The sequence below is a fragment of the Microbacterium neimengense genome, from assembly GCF_054782995.1.
Window position 1 is genome coordinate 1,098,146 of record NZ_BAAGRK010000003.1, and the last position, 17,884, is coordinate 1,116,029.

Below are 17,884 nucleotides of genomic sequence, written 5' to 3' on the forward strand. Positions count from 1 at the left end.
ATGCCCATCGCCGCCGATGACCCCCGCCTGCTCTCCCCGTACATCGCGAAGGCGACCCGTTACGACGATGTGCCGTTCGCGCGCGCCGGCGCCAGCGGGGTGCGCCTGCCTCGTGTCTCGCTGGGGCTGTGGCAGAACTTCGGTCGCGGTCGCTCGATCGAGACGCAGCGCGAGATCCTTCTCCACGCGGTCGATCGCGGCGTGGTGCACATCGACCTCGCCAACAACTATGGCCCGCCCTACGGCGCCGCCGAGACGACGTTCGGCACCGTGCTCGAGAGCGATCTGCGGCGCTACCGCGACGAGCTGTTCCTGACGACGAAGGCTGGCTACGACATGTGGCCCGGGCCGTACGGTGACGGCGGGTCGCGCAAGTACCTCGTGCGCTCGCTCGAGCAGAGCCTCACGCGGATGCGCACCGACTACGTCGACGTGTTCTACTCCCACCGGGTCGACCCCGAGACGCCCCTCGAAGAGACGATGCAGGCGCTCGTCGACATCGTGCGCAGCGGCAAGGCGCTGTACGTCGGCATCTCCAACTACCCGGCCGAGCTCACGCGTCGCGCCCACGCCCTGCTGGCCGCCGAAGGTGTGCGCCTGCTCGTGCACCAGCCGCGCTACTCGCTGTTCGATCGCGTGCCTGAGGCGGAGCTCTTCCCCGCGCTGCGCGAACTGCAGGTCGGCAGCGCCGTCTTCTCGCCGCTGGCGCAGGGTCTGCTGACCTCCAAGTACCTCGACGGCACGGTCCCGGCCGACTCGCGCGCCGCGGACAGTCACTTCCTCAACAGCAGCGCACTCACCGACGACTACCTGCGCCGCATCCGGGGCATCGACGGCGTCGCGCGGGATGCGGGTCTGTCCATCCCGCAGCTCGCGATCGCGTGGGTGCTGCGCGACGACGTCGTCACCACCGCGATCATCGGCGCCTCGCGCCCGGGCCAGATCGATGACGCGATCGCCGCGAGCAAGGCCGAGCTCTCGCCCGAGGTCGTCGCCGCCCTCGACGAGTTCGCCGCACCCGTCGGCGGCACGGTCAACTGACGCGGGTAGCGTTCGACGCGGGTTCACGCGCGGGCACGTCGCCCGCGGCAGGATGGGACGCGGAGGCAGGAATGTCGCGAAACGACCAGAAGAAGCTGGCTCAGCACCGGCGGATCGTAGAGCTGCTCGAAACCGAGCCGCTCTTCGTGATCACCCGTGCGCTGCAGAACGTGCCGCGCAAACGCGAGACCACGGAGGGCGGAGCGCGTGCGGCCGTCGAGCGCTGGAACGCGCTGCTGCGCACGCATGACGTCGACGGCCTGCGGCAGGCGCTCCTCGGTGACGACGACGAGAGTCGCGCGATGCGCAACAACTCCGTGTTCGGCGGCGTCGTCTCCCGCGAGGAGAGCGAGGCGTGAGCCGGCTGCTCGTCGGCATCGAGACCGGCGGCACGAAGATCGTCTGCGCGGCGGCGCCGGAGGGCGATCCTCGCCGCATCCTGACTCGGACCTCGGTCGCGACCGGCGAGCCGGACACGACGCTGGCGGCGGTGGGGGACTTCATCCGGTCGCTCGACGACGAGATCGCCGGTGTCGGGATTGCGGCCTTCGGCCCGCTCGATCTCGACCGGGCCTCGCCGACGTACGGATCCATCACCTCCACACCGAAGGCGGGCTGGGACGGCGTCGATGTGCTGGGCCGCATCCGCGCCGCTGCCGTCGGCGCTCCCGCCCGCATCACCACCGACGTCACGGGTGCCGCCCTCGGTGAGCTGCAGTGGGGTGCGGCTCGGGAGGCGAGCGACGTCGCCTACGTCACCGTCGGCACCGGCGTGGGTGCCGGGCTGATCGCCGCAGGCCGTGTGCTGGTGGGCACCGGCTGGCCCGAGATCGCTCACCTCCCCGTCGCCCGCCACGCCGACGACACGTTCGCGGGCATCTGCCGCTTCCACGGCGACTGCCTCGAGGGAGTCGCGTCGGGCCCCGCCGTCCGTGCGCGCAATGGCGTGGACACCCAGGAGCTGGATGCGGCCGCCCGCGCGAAGAGCAACGAGATCACCGCGTTCTATCTCGCCCAGCTCGCCGCCACGCTGTACTTCACGCTGGGCATCGAACTGGTCGTGTTCGGTGGCGGCGTGCTCAAGACGCCCGGGTTGATCGAGGCGCTGCAGGAGGCCGCCGCGGTGCGCGTGGGTCCCGCCGGGGCGCGCGGTTCGTCGCGCGCTCTCGCCATCGCCCGCACTGAACTCGACGGCGAGGCGGGACTCTACGGCTCGCTGTTGCTCGCCGAGCAGGCTGCCGCAGGCTGAGCGGTTCGCGCGTTCGGGGCACGTTTCGTGCGTTGGGGCGCGCAGTTCGCGCCCCAACGCACGGAGCGCGCCCCAAACGCAGGGATGTGGGTCTACGCGGCGCGGGGTGCTCGCCGGTCGAGGGCGGCCTGTATCGCCACGACCGCCAGCACGGCGGCGGCGCCGGCGGCGGCCAACAGCACCGGGCCCATGACCTCACCCGACGGCGCGGCGGCGGTGCCTGCCGCATCCTGCCAGGGCCACAGGGCGCGCAGGGACCCGAGCATGAGGCCGGTCATGATGGCGAGCATCGCCGCGTGGAAGCGGGCGAGCAGCATCCGGAGGATGTTGACGAACAGGCTGAGGCCGACGATCGCGCCGATCGCGAAGGCGAGGATGTAGGGAACGTTGCGCTCGTTCAGGGCGACGAGCGTCGTCTCGTAGAGGCCGAACACGAGCAGCAGGAAGGCGCCGGACAGGCCGGGGAGCACGAGGGCGCAGACGGCCACGGATGCGGCGAGGGCGACGATCACGAGCGGCGGATCTTCGAGGGTTCCCGAGGGAAGCCCGGTGAGGAAGAAGGCAGCGACCGCCGCGGCGGCCGCGACGATGGCGAGGCGCCAGGTCCAGTCGCGTCCCAGCATCCGGATCGGGATGAGCAGGGATGCGGCGATCATGCCGCCGAACACCGCGCGGGTCTCGGTCGGGAACTCCTGCACCAGCGGGGCGAGGAGTTTCGCGCCCAGCACCACCGCGAGCACCATCCCGAGCAGCACCGGCGCGACGATCCGCCAGCGCACGGCACGGAAGTGGGATGCGGAGCGCGCCACGCCCTTGCGGCGGAAGACATCAGTGAGTGCGAGCGTGCCGCGCACCACGTGGCTGGCCGCTTCGATGAGCGTCGCGTAGACGCCCACGATGAGGGCGACCGTGCCGCCGCTGACCCCCGGAACCACCTCCACCGCGCCGATCAGCGTGCCGCGGACGAGATCCACAGCGGGTCGGAGGGGTGAACGTCGGTCGGCAAGGGTGTCGGCCATACCTCCCCACGCTACGGGAGGGGCCTGTGAGGGGGCTGCTCGGGCAGGATGGAACCGCATCCCGAACGCGACGAAAGGCGGGTGGTCATGGCTGTCGATGAGACCGCGGCATACCCCGAAGAGCCCTGGTATCTCGGCGGCTCTCTGGACGTCTCCATCTTCCTCGTTCCGGAGCATGAGCTTCCCGCGTTCGCGATGCCGCAGGGCCGTCGTCCGCTGATGGTCGGACGCCGGGTCGTCGTGGGCGTCGCGTCGGTGCGGTACGTGCCGGGCGGCGTGTTGGCCTACGACGAGCTGCTCGTCGCGATCCCCACCCTCGGTGCGGGCGGCGCGGCGGTGACGATCCCGCAGATCTGGGTGAACAGCGACACGTCGCGTCGGGGCGGGCGGGAGCTGTGGGGAATCCCCAAGGAGCTCGCCGACTTCGGCCGTTCCGGCTCCGTGACGACGATGCGCGTCGACGGAAGAGACGTCGTGAGCGTGCGGGCGCGCCGCGGATCGCCCCTCTTGCCGGGGATGCGGCAGATCCCGCTGCCCGTGCTGCAGATGCTCGACGGTGTGCGCACACGCTCGGTGAATCGCGTCATCTCGAAGGTGTCCGGGCTGCGGACGTCGTGGCGCTTCGCGGCCGACGGGCCGCTCGGATACCTGCGCGGCCGGCGGCCGATCATGAACATCGCGTTGCACGACGGGTCCGTGGTCTTTGGCATGGACGTCGAGCGGAGCGCAGAGAGCGCGGATGCCGCGCATCCGGTCGATCGGGGTGTCGCCGTCGTCACCGGTGGCGCGCGGGGCATCGGCTACCAGGTGGCGCAGGATCTGGGTGCGGCGGGCTACACCGTCGTGATCGGCGACCTGGACGAGGACGAGACGGTGGCCGCGGCGGAGAAGCTGGGCCGTGGTGCCGTCGGTCTCCGGCTGGACATCACCGACGCCGACCTCGTCTCCGCGGTGGTGGACTGCATCGAGACGGAGGTCGGTCCGATCTCCGTGTGGGTGAACAACGCGGGCATCATGCCGACGGGGCGGTTCGCCGAGCAGGATGCGGATGTGGCCCAGAAGACCATCGACGTCGACTACACGGCGCTCGTGCGCACCACATCCGCCGTGCTGCCACGGATGATGGCGCGCCGCGAGGGCACGATTGTCAACCTCGCGAGCGCCACCGGTCTGAAGCCGCTCGCCGGTCTCGCCGTGTACTCGGGCGCGAAGGCCGCCGTGATCGGGTTCAGTGACGCGCTCCGGCGCGAGCTGCGCGGCACCGGCGTTGATGTGCACGTCGTTCTCCCGAACCTCGTCTCGACGCCGATGGGCGCGGGCATCACTCCGCCGAAGGTGTCGCCGGCCGTGACCCCGGAGCAGGTGAGCCGCGCCGTGGTCGACGTGATCGGCTCGTCGCGCTTCGCGGTGACCGTGCCGCGGGTGCTGAGCCCGGTGCTCCGCCTCTCTAGGCTCCTGCCGACCGCGGTGCAGGACTGGCTGGACGACGTGATCGGCACCGACCGCATCGGCCTCGGCGGCGACCCCGAGGTGCGAGCCTGGTACCTCCGCGAGGTGGATCAGCGGCTGGGGTGAGCCGGCTCGGTCTTCGCGCCGGGTTTGGGGCGCGTTTCATGCGTTGGGGCGGGAGAATTGCGCCCCAACGCAGTGATCGTGCCCCAAACGGGAGTCGTAGGGAGGGGCTGACGGTCCCCGACGCTCCTCCACGTCCCGCTGCGCGGGCCGCGGAGCCTCTGACGGGAATCGTCCCCACCGCCTTCTCCACCCGCGGCTGCGCCGCGCGCGGAGCCTCTGGCGGCGTGGGCCCACCCAAGGGTTCGATTCGCTCAACCGATAGATGCACGAAGCGGCCCGGACAAGCCGGACCGCTTCGTGCATTCAGAGGGGCTGACGGGAATCGAACCCGCGCTGTCTGCTTGGGAAGCAGAAGTTCTGCCATTGAACTACAGCCCCGGGGGTACGCGGCCAGCATAGCAAAGGGCATTGCTCGCTAGGCTGGGCGGGTGCTGCTCTCGGATCGCGACATCAAGCAGGAACTCGCCGACGGACGCATCGGGCTGGAGCCCTCCGATCCTCAGATGGTGCAGCCCTCCAGCGTCGACGTGCGCCTCGACAGGTACTTCCGGCTGTTCGACAACCATAAGTACCCCTTCATCGACCCGGCGGAGGATCAGCCCGAGCTCACCCGGCTGATCGAGGTGCGCCCCGACGAGCCGTTCATCCTGCACCCGGGCGAGTTCGCGCTCGGCGCCACCTTCGAGCGCGTCACCCTGCCCGACGACGTCGCCGCCCGCCTCGAGGGCAAGTCGTCGCTCGGACGGCTCGGCCTGCTGACCCACTCCACGGCCGGCTTCATCGACCCCGGGTTCACGGGACACGTGACCCTCGAGCTCTCCAACGTCGCGACCCTGCCGATCAAGCTGTGGCCCGGCATGAAGATCGGCCAGCTCTGCTTCTTCCGCCTCAGCTCGCCTGCCGAGAACGCCTACGGCTCCGGCCCCTACGGCAACCGCTACCAGGGCCAGCGCGGACCCACCGCATCCCGCTCCTCGCGCAACTTCCACGTCACCGACGTGGGCATCACGGATGCGGGAGCCGCCGGCAGCTGACCCGGTTCAGCCTCGCGCGCGGTCGCGGCCGAGCGTCGCCGCCATCCGTGCGGCCTGCCGCAGCGTGAGCTGAGGCAGGTAGCACCGCACGAGCGCGAGGCCCGTCGCCGGCAGCGCCGCCGAATCGGCGACCACGAGCCACACGGGTGAGAAGTCCGGCTGGAACTTGCGCTTGAAGCTGTGCAGCGAGCGGAACCCGTAGCCCGGCTCCAGCAGCGATCCCGCGAGATCGAGCATGCGCTGCACCGCATCCGATTCCGCTCCCGCCTCGGCCGTGTACGCGAGGGGCGCGCCCGACAGGCTCAGCGTCTGCAGCCCCTCCTCCTTGAGCTGCACGACCACCGCGCCGATGACGAACTCCATCACGCCGTTGAACGCCTCGTGCCGCCGACGCATGACATCCAGCACGTAGCCGCGGGGCCCCTCGGGGCCGTACAGCGGCAGCCAGCTCGTGATCGCCTCGATGCGGCCGTCGTCGGCGATGGCGAGCATGAGTCGCACATCCGGATCGTCGACCTGGTCGAGCCCGCCGAGGGTGAACTCCATCTCGGGGAGCTCCTTGTCGGCCAGCCACGACTCCGACAGCGTGCGCAGCTGCAGGTGCTGCGCGATGCTGAGATCCGCCCAGCGCGTCCACACCGCTGTCACGCCCTCGCGCGCCGCCTTGTTCGTCGCCGTGCGGATGTCCTGCCGCTTCTTGCCCGCGGGGGTCCACTCCTGCGCGTCGAGCAGCGCCTCCTCGGCGATCCGCAGCCGGTACCAGCCCCGCGACGCGAGCTCGGAGCTCGGTGCGTCGCTCACGCTGTAGAACACCGGCCGCCATCCGTTGTCGCCGCAGAACGCGGCGAACTGTTCGAACACCCGCACGTCCGCGAACGCCGGGCCGAAGGGACCGCCCACCGTGACGGCGACGTTGTGGTGCACCTGATACGCGATCGCGGCGGTGCCGTCGGGCGAGAACCAGTAGGAGTTGCCGGGCCAGGTCGACATGAAGCTGAACGAGTCGCCGCCGCCCGCGCGCAGCAGCTCGCGTGCGCGGATGCGGTCGTCCCGCTCGCCGACGGCCGCCGGCGCGAAGATCAGGTACGCCGTCGCGAGCACCGCCCCGGCCCAGAAGATCGCGGGCGGCAGGTACCAGAAGATGCGCGCTTCGAAGGTCTCCGGCACGAACGAGACCACGTCGGGCGGCAGCAGCGTCGGAGGGATGAAGCGCAGCGGCAGAGCGAGCAGGATGTCGCCCAGATCGATCACCGGGGCATGGCCCTGGCGGGTGAGCACCTGTCCCGCGGTCGCGACGAGCGCGGTGAGCAGCGTCGCGGTTCCCAGCACCACGAGGTAACGCCGCCGCGCCGCGGGGCTCGACGTCACGCGGAGGTGCCGGCGCAGCACGAGCAGCGCGATCGTCGTGCCGAGCGGTGCGACGGCCGCAAGCAGCGCGCCCGAGATCGTCTGCCAGACGTACGTCTCCGCATCCGTCCCCTGATACGCGGCGATGTCGGCGACCGTCTCGGGCTGCAGCGTGATCCACTGCACGAGGATCCAGCCGAACACCGCCGCGTTGAGCACCACCGCGATCCACAGCGCCGCGCGCCGGCCGCGGAGGATGCCCCACGCCGCGATCAGCGCGATGATCATCGGCAGCAGCGCGATCCAGCCCGCCGCGGGGAACACCTCGGCCGCCGTCGTGTACTCGGACGGACAGTCGACCGCGGAGCCGAACGCGCACGTCGTGCCGTCGACCACGACGATGGGATCGATGCTGAGGAACCCGTAGAACGACAGCAGGCCGGTGCCCGATCCGAACCACGTCGCGATGACGGGTCCGATGCCGCCCACCGCCACGAGGGACGCGAGCAGCACGCGGATCTCGTGGTGCGAGCTGCGCACGACCAGGGTCCGCGCCCGCCGGCCACCGAGGAGGAAGCCCACGCCGAGCCCGACCGGCAGCGCCACGAGGATGAAGAGGCTGTCCGCGTCGCCGCGGTAGAGGAAGAGCACGCAGACGGCGAGAAGGGATGCGAGGCGCACCCGCCGTCGCCAGAGCGCACCGATGAAGCAACTGGCCGCCATCGCCGTGCACACGATCGCGGCCAGCGGGGTGAGCGTGAAGAAGAAGACGTCATTGAGCGGCAGGAAGGCCAGGAAGTGCTCCTCGAGCAGCCCCACCGCGATCGAGACGGAGGTGACGAGCAGCCCGCCGGCGATGTAGGAGATCGCGGCCCGCGCCGTGCCCATGACCCGTTCCGCCTGCCCGACCACGACAGTCGCAAGCACGAGCGTCGTGAGCAACTCGGGGATGGATCCCGTGACGAACATCGGGGTGATCGCCGACCACCAGCGGAAGTCGTCGAACGAATCATTCCAGGGCGGGAGCAGCCCGGTGTCGGCATCGGGGGCCGAGGTGATCACGATCTGCGCGACGCTCGTCACCAGCATCACGAGCAGAAGCCCGGTCGTGAACGGATGCCGCCGCAGCCACGCCGCCACCATCGCAGCGATGCCCCGCATCCGGACCAGAGGCGACTCCGAAGCGGATGCGGGTGAAGCTGTCGACATGGCGTCATTGTCGCAGGACGACCTTTCGACCTCCTTCGCGCCACGGCGCCGGCCGGAGCCCTAACCTGGAGCGAGAACGCGACCACGGGGCCGGGAGACGACACGATGACGGTGCAGGAAGTGCTCACGGAGTACGACGTGCTGGGAAACCCTCCCGACGCGCTGCGCTCGGTGGTCGAGCTCGCCGCCTTCGTCGCCGAGGTCCCGATGGCGACGATCAACATCATCACCGACGATGCGCAGCACCAGCTTGCCGCCGTCGGGTTCGACGCGGCCGTCTGCCGACGCGAGGACTCGATGTGCGCCCTCAACCTGCATCTGGGGCAGCCCGTCGCCGTCGAGGATGCGAGCGCGGATCCGCGCTACCGCTCGAACCCGTTCGTGACGGGTGACCTCGGGGCTGTTCGCTTCTACGCCAACCATCCGCTCGTGCTCGCGGGGGAGACCATCGGCACGCTCTGCGTCTTCGATACCGCGCCGCGCCAGGTCGACGAGCATCGGACGGCGCTGCTGGCCGTGCTCGCCGCGCGGATCGTCGACATCCTCGAGCTCGAGCGGCGCACGCGCTACCTGCACTCCGTGCTCCAGCGCGCGGACGAGTTGCGCGACGAGCTGCGTCGCTCGAACGACCATCTCTCCGCCTTCGCGGGCCAGATCAGCCACGACCTCGCCGGGCCCCTCACCTCCGTCACAATGTCGCTGCACCTGCTGCAGGAGCAGTTCGAGGAGGAGCTGAAGGTCCCCCCATCCGTGGAGAACTGGGTCGCCGCGGGCATCCGCGGCACGTCCCGGATGCAGGAGATGATCCGCGACATCCTCGCGTTCGCGCGCCTCGGCGGGGTGCTGAACCTCGCCCCCACCGACCTCGGTGCGCTCGCGCACGACGTGCGTGCCGACCTGGGCGTCACCGACGACGACCCGCGCATCACGATCGGCGAGCTGCCCGTCGTCGCCGGCGATGCCACTCAGCTGCGCGCCGTGCTGCAGAACCTCGTCTCCAACGCGCTGAAGTTCGGCGGCTCCGATCCTCGGGTCGAGCTGCGCTCGCACCGCACGCCCGAGGGATGGCGCATCGAGGTGGGCGATCGCGGCCCCGGCATCGACCCCGCCGACGTCGATCGCGTCTTCGACCCCCTCGTCCGCGCGAACACCGAGGTCGAGGGCACCGGCATCGGCCTCGCCACCTGCCGTCGCATCGTGCAGGCCCACGGGGGCTCCATCGGCATCCAGCCGCGCGAGGGCGGCGGCACGACCGCGTGGTTCGAGCTGCCCGCATCCCGCGACTGAGGCGGCCTTTACCCTGCGGCGCCCGGGGGCACAAGAGGTCAGAGGGCGTCTCGAGCCTCTTGTCTACGGTTGGGTGGTGAGCACCGCACCCGAATCGGCCACCCCGCCCGCATCCACGCCCACGCGAGGAATCGCCCGGTGGGTCTTCTGGCCCGCCGCCTCCGTCGTCTTGGTCGCCGCGGCATTCGCGATCGTCTTCCCGAGCGCAGCGGAGGTGTTCTTCGGCACCATCCAGACCGGCATCGTGAACACCTTCAACTGGTACTACGTGCTGATCGCGGCGTTCTTCGTGGCCTTCGCCCTGTTCATGGGCTTCAGCCGCTTCGGTGACATCAAGCTCGGGAAGGACACCGACGAGCCCGAGTTCTCAATCGGCGCCTGGTTCTCGCTGCTGTTCGCGGCCGGAATGGGTATCGGCCTCGTCTTCTACGGCGTGAGCGAACCGCTCAGCCACTATGTCGATCCGCGCCCCGGTGTCACCGGGACACCGGAGCAGCTCGCGCAGGGCGCACTCACTCAGACGTACCTGCACTGGGGTGTGCAGGCGTGGGCGATCTACGTCGTCGTCGGGCTCGCTCTCGCGTACGCGATCCACCGCCGCGGGCGCCCCATCTCCATCCGCTGGGCCCTGGAGCCCCTGCTCGGGCGCCGCGTGCGCGGCGGCTGGGGCAACGCCATCGACGCGATCGCGCTGTGCGGCACGATCTTCGGCGTCGCGACCTCGCTCGGCCTCGGCGTGCTGCAGATCGGCTCCGGGCTGCAGGCGGCTGGTCTGCCCGAGCCCGACACCCTGATGAACGTGTTGATCATCGGCGTGATCACCGTCTTCGTGCTCTTCTCGGTGCTCTCCGGCGTGACCAAGGGTATGAAGTGGCTTTCGAGCGCGAACCTCATCCTCGCTGCGGTGCTGCTCGTGTTCGTCCTGGTCTTCGGGCAGACCGAGTACCTGCTGCGCGAATGGGTGCAGTCGATCGGCGCCTACCTGCAGAACTACGTCGGCCTCAGCTTCACGGTGAGCGCCTTCCAGGGAACGGCCGGCGAGGAGTGGCAGGCGGCGTGGACCTCGTTCTACTGGGGGTGGTGGATCGCCTGGGCCCCGTTCGTGGGCGTCTTCATCGCGCGCGTCAGTCGCGGTCGCACGGTGCGCCAGTTCGTCATGGGCGTCCTCCTCGTGCCCACCCTCGTCGGCATCCTGTGGTTCGCGGTGCTCGGCGGTTCGGGGCTGTACCAGGAATTGCACAACCCCGGGTCGATGCTCACCGACGGTGAGGTCGACCTGCAGGGCGCGCTCTTCCGCCTGTTCGAGTTCCTGCCCGGCACCCCCGTGCTCACGATCGGCGCCATCGTGCTGATCGCGATCTTCTTCGTCACGTCCGCCGACTCCGGAGCCCTCGTCATGGCGATGCTCGCCACCGGCGGCAACCCCGAGCCGAAGCGGTGGGTGCGGGTGTTCTTCACCCTCGCCACCGCCGTTCTCGCCATCGCGCTGCTGATCGCCGGCGGCCTCACGGCTCTCCAGTCCGCCGCCATCCTCATCGCGCTGCCGTTCAGCGTGGTGATGCTGCTCATGTGCTGGGCGACGATCGTCGCCTTCCAGCGCGAGAGACGCGTGTACGACCGGGTGCAGCGCGCGCAACTCCTTGAGCAGATCGGCGACCACTACGGTCTCGAGGTCGAGCAGGAGAACGAGGGCGGACTGCGCATGCCCGCGTGGATGCGGCGGGCCCGCACTAACGTGAAGGAGTGACAGAGCTCTTCTACCGCTCGGCCCGCCTCGCGGACATCCCCGCCGAAAGGCTGTACCGGCTGATGTGGCTGCGCGTCACGGTGTTCGTGGTCGAGCAGGCCGCCGCGTACCCCGAACTCGACGGACGCGACCTCGAGCCGGATGCGGAGCTGTTCTGGGCAGAGCAGGAGGGTGAGGTCGTCGCGACCCTGCGCCTGTTGCACGACGCCGGCACGGGCCACGCGCGGATCGGACGCGTGGCGACGGCTCTGGCCGCGCGCGGGCGGGGTGTGGCCGCCGAGCTCATGACGCGCGCTGTGCTGCGCGCGGGGGAGCGATGGCCCGGCGCGGCGATCGTCCTCGACGCGCAGGAGCACCTCGCGCCCTGGTACGCGCGCTTCGGGTTCGTCGTCGACGGCGAGCGCTTCCACGAGGACGGCATCCCCCACGTGCCGATGCGGCGAATCGCCGACTGAGCGGGAATGCGCCGCATCCGTCCGCGTTCTCCTTCCCCATGACACGCGTCGGAATCATCGGAGCAGGACACATCGGATCGGCCCTCGCGAAGGGCCTCGTCGACCGCGGATACGAGGTGGCGATCGCCAACTCCCGCGGTCCCGAGACGCTGGCAGAGCTCGTGGCGGAGCTCGGTCCGAAGGCGCACGCCGCCACGGCAGCGGATGCGGCCGCCTTCGGCGAGTGGGCCGTCGTCACCGTGCCGCTCAAGGCCATCGACCAGCTGCCGGTCGCGGAGCTCGCGGGCAAGATCGTCGTCGACACGAACAACTACTACTGGGAGCGGGACGGCCGCATCCAGGCGCTCGAGGACAAGCAGACCACGACGAGCGAGATGCTGCAGGAGCGTCTGCCCGAATCCACCGTGGTGAAGGGCTTCAACCACATCATGGCCGCCCAGATCAACACCGACGGCACCCCCGCGGGAACCGAGAATCGCCGAGCGCTGGCGACGGCGGCCGACACCGACGACGGCCTCGCCTTCATCACGGCCCTCTACGACGAGTTCGGCTACGACACGGTCTCGACCGGTCCCCTCGCCGAGAGCTGGCGCGTCGAGCGCGATCAGCCCGCCTACGTCGTGCGCCAGAACGCCGACGAGCTGCGCGCCAACCTGGCCCGCGCCACGCGCTGACCCGCATCCGCCGCGCCGCCCTCCCTAGACCGCGAGACTGCATCTTTCGCACGAGATCACTGGATTTACCCGTGATCTCGTGACGGGGATGCAGTCTCGCGGTCTCTGGGGCGGGTTACGACGAGGGAGAGGCGGCGAGGCGGCGGGATGCGGCGCGCACCGGGATGAGCATCGCGAGGCCGATCGCGAGCACCAGGACGATCCCGAGGATGCCCCAGTACTGCTCGCCGCCGATGACCACGAACAGTCCGAACGCGCTGGGCGCGAGGAACACCGCGGCGCGGCCCGTGGTGGCGTAGAGGCCGAAGACCTCGCCCTCGCGTCCGGGCGGGATGAGTCGGGCGAGGAAGGTGCGGGATGCGGACTGCGCCGGCCCGACGAACAGGCACAGGATCAGGCCGAACACCCAGAACATGCTCGCGCCGCCGGCGTGGAAGATGAAGATGCACGAGCCGCTGACGATGAGTCCGATCAGCGCCACGAGGATCAGCGGCTTCGGGCCAAAGCGATCGTCGAGGGGTCCCGAGGCGATGGTCGCGAGACCGGCCACGACGTTCGCCGCGATGGCGAAGATGATGACCTCGCCCGGGCTGAAGCCGAAGGTGCCCGCCGCCAGCACGCCGCCGTAGGTGAAGACGCCCGTCAGACCGTCGCGGAACACGGCGCTGGAGAACAGGAAGTACACCGTGTGGCGGCTCTCCCGCCACAGCTTCGCGATGTTGCGGAACAGCAGCCCGTACGACGCGAAGAAGCCCACGTGCTCGGCCTCGATCGGGCGCAGGAGCGTGTTCTCCGGCACCGCGAACAGCACGGGGATCGCGGACAGGCCGAACCAGAGAGCCGCGACGATCATCGACACGCGCACGGCCCAGCCGTTCTCGCTCGTCACGCCGAACAGCCCGACCTCGGGATTGATGAAGCCGAAGTAGACGATGAGCAGCAGCACGATGCCGCCCAGGTAGCCCATGCCCCAGCCGAAGCCCGACACCTTGCCGACGGTCTTCGGCGTCGAGACCTGAGCGAGCATCGCGTTGTAGTTGACGGATGCGAGTTCGAAGAACACCGTGCCGACCGCGAGCAGCACGAGGCCCAGCCACAGATAGGCGGGATCGGGGGCGACGAGCGACATGAGTGCGAGCATCAGCACGACCACGGCCGTGTTGATGGCGAGCCAGCGCTTGCGGTGCGCCGATACATCCGAGCGCTGCCCGGTGACCGGGGCCGTGAGGAGCACGACGATGCCGGCCGCGGCGAGCGCGAACGACATGGCCGCCGAGGTCTCGGCCGTGCTCCCGAACGAGCTGCTGGTCAGGTACACCGTGAACACGAAGGTGGTCGCCACGGCGTTGAAGGCCGCGGATCCCCAGTCCCACAGCCCCCAGGCGATCACGGGCCCGCCGCGGGTGCGTGCGGGGGTCGGGGTACCAGCGGCGAAGGCCGCCTCAGCTTCCGCGGGGGCCGGCGCAGGCTTGTCGGACATATCGGGCACGGTAGGACCTCTCGGTGAACAGCCGGTGCCGCGGATGCGCCGGCCCTCGTCGTCGCGGTGCGCTCAGCGTAACCGTTGCCACCGGCATCCCCGAGGAGCAAAGTTGAGCGCATTCATATCAAGTTCACTTGACGCTCAGGTTCGATGTGTCTATCCTTGAGTCATCGCGGCTCAACCTGAGTCGGCGAGCAGATTTCACACACATCGGGCCGTCGCATCCGTGAGGGCCCTTGCAAAGGGAGAGGGAAACACATGCCCCGTGCAGTAGGTATCGACCTCGGTACGACGAACTCCGTCGTCAGCGTCCTCGAGGGCGGCGAGCCGAAGGTCATCGCGAACGCCGAAGGCTTCCGCACCACCCCGTCCGTCGTCGCCTTCACCAAGGACGGCGAGGTTCTCGTGGGCGAGACCGCCAAGCGTCAGGCCGTCACCAACGTCGACCGCACGCTCACCTCGGTCAAGCGCCACATGGGCACCGACTGGAAGACGCAGGCGATCGACGGCAAGCAGTACACGCCGCAGGAGATCTCGGCCCGCATCCTTCAGAAGCTCAAGCGCGACGCCGAGCAGTACCTCGGTGACAGCGTCACGGATGCGGTCATCACCGTGCCCGCGTACTTCAACGACGCCGAGCGCCAGGCCACGAAGGAGGCCGGCGAGATCGCGGGCCTGAACGTCCTGCGCATCATCAACGAGCCCACCGCGGCGGCCCTGGCCTACGGCCTCGACCGCGGCAAGGAGGACGAGCTCATCCTCGTCTTCGACCTCGGTGGCGGAACCTTCGACGTGTCCCTGCTCGAGGTGGGCAAGGACGACGACTTCTCGACCATCCAGGTGCGCTCCACCGCCGGCGACAACCGCCTCGGTGGTGACGACTGGGACCAGCGCGTCGTCGACTACCTCATCAAGCAGTTCAAGGACACGACCGGTGTCGACGTCTCCAGCGACAAGATCGCGCTGCAGCGCCTCAAGGAGGCCGCGGAGCAGGCGAAGAAGGAGCTGTCGAGCTCGACTTCGACCTCGATCAACCTCCCGTACCTGTCGCTGACCGACTCGGGTCCCGTCTCGCTGAGCGAGACCCTCTCGCGCGCCAAGTTCGAGGACCTCACCAAGGACCTCCTCGACCGCACGAAGAAGCCCTTCGACGACGTCATCCGTGAGGCCGGCATCAAGGTCGACGACATCGACCACGTCGTGCTGGTCGGCGGTTCGACCCGCATGCCGCAGGTGACCGAGCTCGTCAAGAAGCTCACCGGAGGCAAGGAGCCCAACAAGGGCGTCAACCCGGACGAGGTCGTCGCCGTCGGCGCCGCCCTGCAGGCCGGCGTGCTGAAGGGTGAGCGCAAGGACGTCCTGCTCATCGACGTGACCCCCCTGAGCCTCGGTATCGAGACCAAGGGCGGCATCATGACCAAGCTCATCGAGCGCAACACGGCCATCCCGACCAAGCGCAGCGAGACCTTCACGACCGCCGACGACAACCAGCCGTCGGTCGCGATTCAGGTCTTCCAGGGCGAGCGCGAGTTCACCCGTGACAACAAGCCGCTCGGCACGTTCGAGCTGACCGGAATCGCCCCGGCCCCCCGCGGCATCCCGCAGGTCGAGGTCACCTTCGACATCGACGCGAACGGTATCGTCCACGTGTCGGCGAAGGACAAGGGCACCGGCAAGGAGCAGTCGATGACCATCACGGGCGGCTCGTCGCTTCCCAAGGAGGACATCGAGCGCATGGTGCGCGAGGCCGAGGAGCACGCTGCAGAGGACAAGAAGCGGCGCGAGTCGGCTGAGACCCGCAACCAGGCCGAGACCCTCTCGTACTCCGTCGACAAGCTGATCTCCGAGAACGCCGACAAGCTGCCCGCCGAGGTCAAGGACTCCGTGCAGGCCGACGTCGACGCGCTGAAGGCGGCGCTCGCCGGTGAGGACGACGACGCGGTCAAGACCGCGTTCGACAAGCTCAACCAGAGCCAGAGCCAGCTGGGCGAGGCCCTCTACCAGGCCGCACAGGCCGAGGGTCAGCCCGCCGACCCGTCCGCCACCGACCCGGGCAGCGGCACCACGCCGAACCCCGAGGAGGACGTCATCGACGCCGAGGTCGTCGACGACGAGGACGAGAAGAAATAAGAGATACGACCATGACGGACAAGAACTTCGAACAGCCGGACGACGGCGACGAGGTTCGGCCCGGCGAGGAGGGGTCGGAGGCGCACGCCTCCGACCCCGCTTCGCAGGAGCCGGAACTGACGGTCGACGACATCCTGGGTGCCGAGCAGAACGCGGATGCGGCTGCGGAGGACCCCGACCTGCTGGGAGACCTCAAGCGCCTGCAGGCCGAGTACGCCAACTACCGGCGTCGCACCGAGGAGCAGCGGGAGGTGGAGATCGAGCGCGCGAAGGGCTCGGTCGCCAAGAACCTGCTGCCCGTGCTCGACGATCTCGACCGTGCCGCCAAGCACGGCGATCTCGCCGATGGCACCCCGTTCGCGGCGATCGCCGAGAAGCTGCGCGGCGTTGCCGAGCGCATGGGCTTGGTCACCTACGGTGCGGCCGGCGATGCGTTCGACCCCCAGCAGCACGAGGCGATCTTCCAGCAGCCGACACCCGGCCAGACCGAGGCGACGATCCTCGAGGTGGTCGAGGTCGGTTACCGACTCGGCTCCGTCGAGCTGCGCCCCGCGAAGGTCGTGGTCGCCGTGCCGGCGGACTAGGAGGAGAACGTGGCCAGTCAAGACTGGTTCGACAAGGACTTCTACGCGGTGCTCGGCGTCGCGAAGGACGTCTCCGACGCCGATCTGAAGAAGACGTACCGCAAGCTCGCCCGGCAGTACCACCCCGACTCGAACCCGGGGGATGCGGCGGCAGAGGCACGCTTCAAGGAGATCAGCGAGGCGTACTCGGTGCTCAGTGACAAGGAGCAGCGCGAGGAGTACGACCAGATGCGCGCCATGGGCTCGGGCGCTCGCTTCACGGCGGGCGGCGCGGGTGCGGGCGGCTTCGAGGACGTGTTCTCGCGCTTCGGCCAGGGGCGTGGCGGCAGCCAATTCGACTCGGGCGGCTTCGAGGACTTCTTCACGATGTTCGACCGCGGCGGCGGGGGCACGTTCGGCTCGGGCCGCTTCGGTCAGACGTCGGGCGGTTACCGCGGCTTCGGCGGCCCCACCAAGGGTGCCGACGTCACCGCGCGGACGACGCTCGATTTCGCGACGGCCGTGGGCGGGGAGACCATCACGCTCCAGGGCGAGGACGGCAAGCCGTTCAAGGTGAAGATCCCCGCCGGCGTCGCCGACGGGCAGAAGATCCGGCTCCGCGGCCGCGGGCGTCCCTCGCCCGACGGCGGCGAGGCGGGAGACATCGTCGTGCAGGTCTCGGTGCGGCCGCATCCGGTCTTCACCCGCGATGGGCTCAACCTGCGCCTGACCGTGCCGATCACCTTCACGGAGGCCGTGCTCGGCGCGACGATCGAGGTCCCCACCCTGGGCGGTGATCCCGTGCGCCTGCGTGTGGCCCCGGGCACACCGTCCGGTCGTGTCCTGCGGGTCAAGGGGCGCGGCGTCCACACCCAGAAGGGCACGGGCGATCTGCTCGCCGAGGTGCAGGTGGCGGTTCCCGCCCACCTCGACGACGCGGCCAAGGAGGCGCTCGAACGCTTCCAGGAGCTCGAGCCCAAGGAGAACCCACGCGCCGAGCTGATGGCCAAGGCGCGCAACTGACGAATGAACCGCGGGTGCCGCATCCGGATCCGGATGCGCACCCGCGGT

The 17,884-nt window shown here is 69.6% G+C and carries 15 protein-coding genes and 1 tRNA gene; 12 read left to right on the forward strand and 4 right to left on the reverse strand.

Annotated elements, in window-relative coordinates; genetic code table 11:
* The 3 genes from ACYVJS_RS08085 (at position 1) to ACYVJS_RS08095 (ending at position 2,290) form a co-directional block, all read left to right on the forward strand.
* Positions 1-1,041 carry an aldo/keto reductase gene (locus tag ACYVJS_RS08085; protein WP_460739403.1) on the forward strand — a complete coding sequence of 347 codons (1,041 nt, stop codon included), beginning with the start codon at positions 1-3 and terminating at the stop codon, positions 1,039-1,041.
* Between the two features lie 71 nt (positions 1,042-1,112).
* On the forward strand, positions 1,113-1,400 hold the full coding sequence (locus ACYVJS_RS08090; RefSeq protein ID WP_344227622.1) for a hypothetical protein: 288 nt from the start codon (positions 1,113-1,115) through the stop codon (positions 1,398-1,400).
* On the forward strand, positions 1,397-2,290 hold the full coding sequence (locus ACYVJS_RS08095; protein WP_460739405.1) for an ROK family protein: 894 nt from the start codon (positions 1,397-1,399) through the stop codon (positions 2,288-2,290). The genes ACYVJS_RS08090 and ACYVJS_RS08095 overlap by 4 nt, the downstream gene beginning before the upstream one ends.
* Before the next feature lie 92 nt (positions 2,291-2,382).
* Here ACYVJS_RS08095 and ACYVJS_RS08100 read toward each other — a convergent pair whose 3' ends face one another.
* Positions 2,383-3,309, reverse strand: a complete 927-nt coding sequence (locus tag ACYVJS_RS08100; RefSeq protein ID WP_460739407.1) for a DUF368 domain-containing protein — start codon at positions 3,307-3,309, stop codon at positions 2,383-2,385.
* A gap of 87 nt (positions 3,310-3,396) precedes the next feature.
* Here ACYVJS_RS08100 and ACYVJS_RS08105 point away from each other — a divergent pair, with 87 nt between their 5' ends.
* Complete coding sequence (locus ACYVJS_RS08105) at positions 3,397-4,884, forward strand: SDR family NAD(P)-dependent oxidoreductase (protein ID WP_460739409.1); 1,488 nt, start codon at positions 3,397-3,399, stop codon at positions 4,882-4,884.
* Between the two features lie 307 nt (positions 4,885-5,191).
* Here the strand turns inward: ACYVJS_RS08105 and ACYVJS_RS08110 are convergent.
* Positions 5,192-5,262 (reverse strand) — tRNA-Gly (locus ACYVJS_RS08110).
* Between the two features lie 50 nt (positions 5,263-5,312).
* Between ACYVJS_RS08110 and dcd the strand changes: the two genes are divergently transcribed.
* Positions 5,313-5,918 (forward strand): dCTP deaminase, encoded by a 606-nt coding sequence (dcd, locus tag ACYVJS_RS08115; protein WP_137418612.1) that lies wholly within the window; start codon positions 5,313-5,315, stop codon positions 5,916-5,918.
* A 6-nt stretch (positions 5,919-5,924) separates the two neighbouring features.
* Here dcd and ACYVJS_RS08120 read toward each other — a convergent pair whose 3' ends face one another.
* Positions 5,925-8,474 (reverse strand): phosphatidylglycerol lysyltransferase domain-containing protein, encoded by a 2,550-nt coding sequence (locus ACYVJS_RS08120; RefSeq protein WP_460739411.1) that lies wholly within the window; start codon positions 8,472-8,474, stop codon positions 5,925-5,927.
* 105 nt (positions 8,475-8,579) lie between these two features.
* Here ACYVJS_RS08120 and ACYVJS_RS08125 point away from each other — a divergent pair, with 105 nt between their 5' ends.
* The 4 genes from ACYVJS_RS08125 to ACYVJS_RS08140 all read left to right on the forward strand — a co-directional run bounded on the left by ACYVJS_RS08125 (position 8,580) and on the right by ACYVJS_RS08140 (position 12,637).
* Positions 8,580-9,761 (forward strand): sensor histidine kinase, encoded by a 1,182-nt coding sequence (locus ACYVJS_RS08125; RefSeq protein ID WP_460739413.1) that lies wholly within the window; start codon positions 8,580-8,582, stop codon positions 9,759-9,761.
* Between the two features lie 73 nt (positions 9,762-9,834).
* Complete coding sequence (locus ACYVJS_RS08130) at positions 9,835-11,508, forward strand: BCCT family transporter (protein WP_460739415.1); 1,674 nt, start codon at positions 9,835-9,837, stop codon at positions 11,506-11,508.
* Positions 11,505-11,963 carry a GNAT family N-acetyltransferase gene (locus ACYVJS_RS08135; RefSeq protein ID WP_460739417.1) on the forward strand — a complete coding sequence of 153 codons (459 nt, stop codon included), beginning with the start codon at positions 11,505-11,507 and terminating at the stop codon, positions 11,961-11,963. Before ACYVJS_RS08130 ends, ACYVJS_RS08135 begins: the two co-directional genes overlap by 4 nt.
* Positions 11,964-12,001: 38 nt before the next feature.
* Positions 12,002-12,637 (forward strand): NADPH-dependent F420 reductase, encoded by a 636-nt coding sequence (locus tag ACYVJS_RS08140; protein ID WP_460739419.1) that lies wholly within the window; start codon positions 12,002-12,004, stop codon positions 12,635-12,637.
* A gap of 115 nt (positions 12,638-12,752) precedes the next feature.
* Here ACYVJS_RS08140 and ACYVJS_RS08145 read toward each other — a convergent pair whose 3' ends face one another.
* Positions 12,753-14,117, reverse strand: coding sequence for an MFS transporter (locus tag ACYVJS_RS08145; protein ID WP_460739421.1), 1,365 nt, complete (start codon positions 14,115-14,117; stop codon positions 12,753-12,755).
* A 261-nt stretch (positions 14,118-14,378) separates the two neighbouring features.
* Here ACYVJS_RS08145 and dnaK point away from each other — a divergent pair, with 261 nt between their 5' ends.
* Genes dnaK through ACYVJS_RS08160 form a run of 3 tightly spaced genes read left to right on the forward strand, consistent with a single transcriptional unit; the run spans position 14,379 to position 17,836 of the window.
* Positions 14,379-16,250 (forward strand): molecular chaperone DnaK, encoded by a 1,872-nt coding sequence (dnaK, locus tag ACYVJS_RS08150; protein ID WP_460739423.1) that lies wholly within the window; start codon positions 14,379-14,381, stop codon positions 16,248-16,250.
* A gap of 11 nt (positions 16,251-16,261) precedes the next feature.
* On the forward strand, positions 16,262-16,834 hold the full coding sequence (locus ACYVJS_RS08155) for a nucleotide exchange factor GrpE (RefSeq protein WP_234073985.1): 573 nt from the start codon (positions 16,262-16,264) through the stop codon (positions 16,832-16,834).
* Between the two features lie 9 nt (positions 16,835-16,843).
* Positions 16,844-17,836 (forward strand): DnaJ C-terminal domain-containing protein, encoded by a 993-nt coding sequence (locus ACYVJS_RS08160; protein WP_234073984.1) that lies wholly within the window; start codon positions 16,844-16,846, stop codon positions 17,834-17,836.
* Positions 17,837-17,884 lie beyond the last annotated feature (48 nt).